This is a genomic window from Sulfurimonas sp. (assembly GCF_032250635.1).
In the GTDB taxonomy this organism is placed as follows: Bacteria; Campylobacterota; Campylobacteria; order Campylobacterales; family Sulfurimonadaceae; genus Sulfurimonas.
Genome location: NZ_JAVVFL010000012.1, coordinates 1 through 7,369 on the forward strand (window position 1 = coordinate 1; position 7,369 = coordinate 7,369).

5 protein-coding genes are annotated in these 7,369 nt (G+C 42.0%); 3 read left to right on the top strand and 2 right to left on the bottom strand.

The features are described from left to right. On the bottom strand, positions 1-959 hold a 959-nt coding region (gene tgt, locus RQ763_RS01440; protein ID WP_314150694.1), incomplete at its 3' end, for a tRNA guanosine(34) transglycosylase Tgt. 101 nt (positions 960-1,060) lie between these two features. On the opposite strand from tgt, the gene efp reads away from it, so the two are divergent. The 3 genes from efp (at position 1,061) to dnaE (ending at position 5,730) form a co-directional block, all read left to right on the top strand. Beyond that, positions 1,061-1,627 (top strand): elongation factor P, encoded by a 567-nt coding sequence (gene efp, locus RQ763_RS01445; protein ID WP_314150695.1) that lies wholly within the window; start codon positions 1,061-1,063, stop codon positions 1,625-1,627. Between the two features lie 27 nt (positions 1,628-1,654). After that, on the top strand, positions 1,655-2,053 hold the full coding sequence (locus tag RQ763_RS01450; protein WP_314150697.1) for a hypothetical protein: 399 nt from the start codon (positions 1,655-1,657) through the stop codon (positions 2,051-2,053). A 68-nt stretch (positions 2,054-2,121) separates the two neighbouring features. After that, positions 2,122-5,730: a DNA polymerase III subunit alpha gene (gene dnaE, locus RQ763_RS01455; RefSeq protein WP_314150698.1), complete on the top strand. Its 3,609-nt coding sequence runs from the start codon at positions 2,122-2,124 to the stop codon at positions 5,728-5,730. A gap of 60 nt (positions 5,731-5,790) precedes the next feature. On the opposite strand, the gene RQ763_RS01460 is transcribed toward dnaE, so the two are convergent. Beyond that, positions 5,791-7,230: an ice-binding family protein gene (locus tag RQ763_RS01460; protein ID WP_314150700.1), complete on the bottom strand. Its 1,440-nt coding sequence runs from the start codon at positions 7,228-7,230 to the stop codon at positions 5,791-5,793. Positions 7,231-7,369: the final 139 nt, after the last annotated feature.

The window sequence follows — 7,369 nt, forward strand, 5'->3', positions numbered from 1 at the left end:
TAAGCTCTGCTATACCTTTTGCATGTAAGACACTCGCACTCTGGATCAAGCGGTGATAAATCCTCTTTGTATGCCGCACCCTTAATGTTCAGCCTTCCAAATGAGGTAAAAAGCGTTCCGTTTCTTGCATTTCTAGTTGGCATGACGCAGTCGAACATGTCGATGCCGCGCTCAATGTTTTCTATGAGGTCTTCGGGAGTTCCAACACCCATAAGGTACCTTGGTTTGTCACGAGGCATATACTGCACGGTGTGTTCAACCGTATCGTACATGTCCTGATTTGCCTCGCCTACGCTCAATCCGCCTATGGCAAAACCGTCAAAATCCATCTCGCAAAGCTCAGTCGCACTCTTAGTTCTAAATGCGTTGTCTGTTCCACCTTGGATAATGGCAAAGATATTTTGCTCCAAGCCGACACCCTCTTTTTGCTTTGCTCTAAAGTACTCAACGGACTCTTTTGCCCATGCAGTCGTTCTCTCAATGCTAAGAGCGATGCGCTCCTGAGTTGCTGGAAGTGCGACCAAATCATCCAAAATCATCATAATATCAGAGCCTAGATTGTGCTGAATGTCTATAACTTTTTTGGGCGTGAAGAAGTGCTTGCTTCCGTCTATATGAGAGCGAAACTCTATACCGTTTTGCGAAGCTTTGGAGATGTCGCTAAGACTAAACGCCTGAAAACCTCCGCTGTCTGTCAAAAAGCTTTTCGGGTAGGTCGTAAAGCCGTGAAGCTTGCCCATCTTAGCAACCGTCTCATCTCCGGGACGAAGATACATGTGGTAGGTGTTTGCTAAAATAATCTCTGCGCCCAGCAGCTCTAAGACATCTTGCATGTCAAGAGATTTTACGCTTCCAACGGTTCCAACGGGCATAAAAACAGGTGTTTTTATGGTTGAATGGGCAGTTTTAATCGTGCATGCGCGGGCATTTTTTGAGGTGGCTTCTAAAGTAAATTCCATAAGCAATCGGTTCCTAAAGTGTAGAGATTTTTCGACATTATAACAAAAGAAATTAAGTCCACTTAGGATAAAATCACTTAAAAATTTTTCAAGGTGTTTTAATGGCAACTGTAAGTATGAGTGATATTAAAAAAGGTGTTCGTCTCATTATTGGCGAAGTTCCATATAGAGTGGTAGAGTTTCAACACGTTAAGCCGGGTAAAGGTGCAGCGTTTGTGCGCATGAAGGTTAAGAGTTTTTTAAATGGCAAGGTTGTCGATAAAACTGTTCATGCTGGCGATAAGTTTGAAGTTCCAGAGATAACATACAAAACTATGCAGTATCTTTATGATGATGGCGAGCAGTATCAGTTTATGGACAATGAAACTTACGAGCAGTTGGGTCTTAGCTATGAGCAGTGCGACGACGCTTCAAAGTGGTTCAAAGACGGTATAAACGTCGATATTATCTTCTATAAAAACAAAGCTATCTCTGTGACTGCTCCTGAAGTAATGGAGCTTGTTATTACCGATACACCGCCAAACTTCAAGGGCGACACTTCAAGCGGAAGTAAAAAACCTGCTACGCTAGAAACCGGCGCGGTTGTTCAGGTGCCTTACCATGTTTTAGAGGGCGATACAATCAGAGTAAATACAGTAGAGTGCGAATACTTAGAAAAAGTAAAATAGTCTTTGTAGGCAATTAAAAGGAGATTTATGAGTATCAAAAATAAGAGTATTTTGGGCGCAAAAATATCTTATTTACTACCTGGATTTCTTTTTTTACTCCCTCTTTCACTAGGTGCGATATCTACGTTTAAAGGGCAGTTGGTCTATTTGAAAGAGTGTAGAGTATGCCACTTAAGCAGTAGAATTTTTGTTCAGACGCATAGTTCGGCAGAGTGGGAAAAAATACTTGATGCCGAGGGAGTAAGGCTCTCAGATATTCATCTAAATGCGGAAGAAAAACATGTAAACTCTAAAGATAGAGTCCGCAAAAGCTCGCATAAACATTTTAAGAGTGAAAATTATAATAAAAAATATCCGAAACTAAGAGATTTTATCATAGAAACCGCGAAAAAAAATGAAGCCATAGATGCAAACTACAGAGAGTAAAAAAGTTTTATAACTAAAAATTAAGTCAAATTTACTATAATAAATTTAAAAATTATAGGCAAATTTATATGAGCGCGCAACCATTTACACACTTACATCTTCATACCGAATACTCACTTCTAGACGGTGCAAATAAACTTACAAATTTAGTATCTCAGGTTAAAAAGCTTGGCATGACCTCTGTGGCTATGACGGACCACGGCAATATGTTCGGCGCTATTGATTTTTACCAGCAGATGAGAAGTGCCGGTATAAAGCCCATCATCGGGATGGAGGGTTATATACATAATGGTGAGACGCTTGGTGACAAAAGCACAAAACAGCGTTTTCATATCTGTCTGTTTGCAAAAGATCAAAAGGGTTATGAAAACCTTATGTATCTCTCATCAAAAGCCTTTATAGACGGCTTTTACTACTTCCCGCGCATAAACAAACAAGAGCTTCGTGAGCACAGTGAAGGGTTGGTCTGTACAAGCGCATGCCTTCAAGGCGAAGTAAACTGGCATCTAAATACGGCAAATGAGAAAAATTTAAAAAACGGTGCTTTAGGGTATGAGGGCGCAAAAGCTGTAGCGCTGGAGTATAAAGAGATTTTTGGAGATGATTTTTACCTTGAACTTATGCGTCACGGCATAGGAGATCAGCTCTTCATTGACGAGCAGGTGCTTCGTCTCTCAAAAGAGCTCGATATAAAAGTGGTGGCTACAAACGACACTCACTACACATTCCCTGGCGATGCACAGTACCATGAAGCGTTTATGTGTATCGGGATGAATAAACTCTATGACGATCCAAACCGCATGCGACACTCCGTACACGAGTTTTACCTAAAATCTCCCCAGCAGATGGCAAGGCTTTTTGCAGATATTCCCGAGGCGATTACACATACGCAGGAGATTGTAGATAAGTGTAACCTAGAGCTAAAACTAGGCGACCCGATTCCTCCTAACTTTAAATTTACTAAAGAGTACTCGAAAAACGACGGACTGGAGATAGATTATGAAGATGACGCTACTTTAGCCGAAGATGCCACAAAAGATGAAAAACGAGCGTGGAAGAGCGCGGCGGATAAAAATGATGCGGAGTATTTTATATATCGCTGTGAACTCGGACTTATAGAGCGACTAAAACATGTGCCGCAGGAGAAACATGAGGAGTATAGAGACAGGCTAAAATTTGAGATGAACGTAATCAACTCCATGAAGTTTCCCGGCTATATGCTAATTGTTTGGGACTTTGTTAAAGTTGCCAAAGAGATGGGTATTGCTGTAGGACCCGGACGAGGAAGTGCGGCAGGAAGTCTTGTTGCGTATTCACTTGAGATTACCGACATCGACCCTATGAAGTATGACCTGCTTTTTGAGAGATTTTTGAACCCTGAGCGTGTAAGCATGCCCGATATAGATATGGACTTTATGCAGGCTCGCCGCGGAGAAGTGATTGATTATGTTGTTCAAAAGTATGGACGAAATCAAGTTGCGCAGATTATTACTTTCGGCTCACTTCTGGCAAAAGGGGTTATCCGCGATGTTGCGCGCGTTCTTGATATGCCGCTCTCCCAAGCCGATAAAATGGCAAAACTTGTTCCCGATGAGCTTGGAATAACGCTCAACGGAAAGAGCAAAAATGGAGAGTTTATAGCTGGAGCTTTTCAAAAAGAGCCGAAGTTAAAAGAGCTTATAGACAGCGATGCAAATGCCGCTAGGGTTTGGGAGTTTGCAAAGAAGCTAGAAGGGCTTAAACGCAACTCGGGCATACATGCCGCTGGCGTGGTTATCTCAAATGAGGAACTTTGGAAAAAAACACCTATCTATAAGCCCTCGGGCGAGGATGTGTTTGTCACGCAATACTCTCTTAACTATCTTGAGGACGTTGACTTAATCAAGTTTGACTTCCTCGGACTTAAAACCCTTGATGTTATTTACAATGCTATAAAACTTATAAAATTTCGCTACAACAAAGAGGTCGTCTGGCATGAGATAGACGAAAACGATCCAAAAGTTTACGACGTGATTCGCGGCGGAAATACAGTGGGAATGTTCCAGATAGAGAGTTCTGGTATGCAGGATTTGAACAAGCGTCTAAAACCTGACAGCTTTGAAGACCTTATCGCGGTTTTGGCACTCTACCGTCCCGGTCCGATGGAGTCTGGAATGCTTGATAGCTTTATTGAGAGAAAGCACGGGCGTGAGAAGATAGAGTACACTTTTGATAGTATGGAGCCTATACTTAAAAACACTTACGGAGTCATCGTTTATCAAGAACAGGTCATGCAGATTGTTCAAACAGTCGGCGGTTTTTCTCTAGGCTACTCAGACATTATCCGCCGTTCTATGGGTAAGAAAAAAGATATGTCCGTCTATAACGACGAGTTTGCAAGTGGAGCGCAAAAGCAGGGACTGGATTACGCGGAAGCTTCTAAGCTCTTTGACCTTATCGAGAAGTTTGCGGGGTACGGTTTTAACAAATCGCACTCTGCGGCTTATGCGATGATTACCTTTCAGACTGCATGGCTCAAAACCTACTATCCAAACGAGTTTATGGCGGCACTTTTAACCTCTGACAAGGACAACACCGACAAAGTCGTGCGCTATATTGATGAGACAAAGAGAATGGGCATTGAGCTCTCTCCTCCCGACATCTGTGACTCACAGCTGGAGTTTTCCGCTATCACAAAAGATGAAAGGGAGATTGTACTTTTTGGTCTTGGTGCCATCAAGGGAGTCGGAGAAGCGGCAGTTTTATCGATACTTGAAACCAGAAAAGAGAGCGGTAATTTTACATCGCTTCAAGATTTCGTAAACAAAATCGAGCCTTCAAAGGTCAACAAAAGAGTCGTAGAGTCTATCATAAAAGCGGGCGGTTTTGACAGGTTCGGCTTTTCAAGAAAGGCACTGCTTGACCAGATTGAGAAGATTGTAGATACCGCAAAAGATGCTTCAATGGCAAGAAAAAATGCCATCGGAAGCCTCTTTGGAGACGATAGCGAGATAACAAGCGTTGAGCTAAAGCTTACAAATTCGCCCGAGTACGAGCTTAAAGAGATTTTAGAGTTTGAGAAGGAGACCTTGGGCTTTTACGTCTCAGGACATCCTCTTGATGAGTACAGAGAAAAGATAGATGAGCTTGACTATACGCTCTCCTCTGAGATTGAAGGGGTAAAAGATGGCTCCTACGCAATTTTCATAGGCAAAGTCGAAGAGATAACCAAAAAAACATCCAAAAAAGGAAACCAGTTCGGCATTGTAAGCCTTATGGATTTTCACGGAAATATAGAGGTGATGCTATTTTCTGACAAGGTTGAACAACTCCAAGAAATGAACCTAAACGAGCCAATAGCCATAAAAGCAAAAATTACCCACACCGATATGTTTACAAGAATAGGCGTAAGTAAGCTTATGACGCTAAAAGAGGCGAAAAAAGAGACCCAGAAGACGAAAAAAGAGGTACGAGAGATGCCTCAAGAGCCTATAAACCTAGCCATAAGACTGGACAGCGACATGAGGGTTCTGGAAGATTTATACACACTTGTACGTCAAAACCCGGGAAACAGAGAGCTAAAAATCACCATAATCTCAAAACTTCAAAACGTGATAATAGACTCGGCTATAAGGGTGGACAGCAAACTAATAGCTGCGTTAGAGGGCAATGAGTTTGTTGATATTTTAAGCGTCTGATGGAAGAACTCTGAGGGAAAGCCCTCAAGAGTTAATTTTTTGTAGAGTGTGTAGTTTTGATTAAGGCTGTGTAACAGTGTTGGCAATTAGCGTAACTGCCGTTTGTGACAGGAGTCTACCGTTAGTTGTTGCGCCGGTATTTAAAGAAATTCCCTTTGCTGCCAATGCTATACCTTTAAACTGCGATGTTGTTCCAAGAGAGACACCTGCGCCTCCTGCAACTTGCCAGAAGATATTTTTAGCCAATGCGCCGCCGGCAAGAGTAATAATAGCACCATTATTTACAGTTAGATCTCCTGATATCTGGAAGATCCAAACATCAGTGGCACTACCAGAAATAGTTACGCCGGCACTTGTTATTAAAAGACCTGTTCCCCACTTGTACAGACCTGGAGTCAGTGTCATACCACTTACATCACCAGCACCTAATTCAGTAAAATCAGGCAATGTGCGTCCTGCTGCATCAGCATATGCAATTTGCATGTCGCTTACCGCCGCCGTCATTTTAGCTGGAGTTGGAGTTGGCATATCTGCTGCGTAGATCTTTCCTGTTACCATAGGTGATGTCGCATATGTCCCGACAAGAGTCTGAGAAAATCCTGTTATATAAGTTAGAGCGGCCGGACTAACACCTATATCACCTGTAATCGCCGTAGTACCAGTGGTTGATATTCCCGTCTTGGAAAGGATTGCAAAACTTCCAGCTGTGCCGAGATTAACCGGAGCCAGGACTTTTTCTGTAGTATCTCCTGTTGTAAAACTCCATGTTTTAGCTGCTAAAGGATTGCCTGCTAAGTCTGTCACTCCGGTAGTGATATTTGCATCATACGTACTGTTTGCATCAAGATCTACAGTAGGATTAAAAATTATTGTATTGCTTTCATAGCTCATAATACCTGTAACTGCTGTACCGCCGTTCTTGGTTAAAGTAAAAGTATCTGCAGTTGCTGTAGAAGGGTCAAGTGGTTCGCTAAAGAGAGCACTTACACTTCTGTTCATCGGCACGCCTGTTTCATTATCATCAGGGTCTGTTGATAGAACTGTTGGTGAAGTAGAGTCTGATGTTGTTCCTGTTGTAAAACTCCAGACATAGTCAGCTGCTAAAGCATTACCTTCTGAATCTGTCACCCCGGTAGTGATTGTCGCATTATATTCAGTGCTTACATTAAGGTCTGCAGTAGGATTAAAAATTATTGCGTTGTTAGCATAACTCACATTACCATCAACTGCTGTAGCACCACTTTTTAGCGTAAAAGTAGTGTCATTTACAGTAGAGGCATTAAGCTCTTTGTTAAAGAGAGCGGTAATGTTTGTGTTAAGGGTTACATTGTCGTCACCATTAAGAGGAGCTGTAGATAGAACTACAGGAGTAGCAGAGACTTCCGTTGTTTCTGTTATTGTAGTACCGCCACCGCCGCCGCCACATCCAGCTATGAAAACTGTTAGCATGAAAAGAATAGGTAGGAGTAGATGATTTGAGTATTGTTTTAATGTTTGCATTTATTTATCCTTTTTTGTTTGTAAAAACAATTTAGTTATGATTGATATGAATGTACCGTTTCGTAAACTGGTACAAATTCTATAAGTGTGTAAAACTTACAGCTAGAAACTCGCATAACAGACTGAAAATGTTATGAGC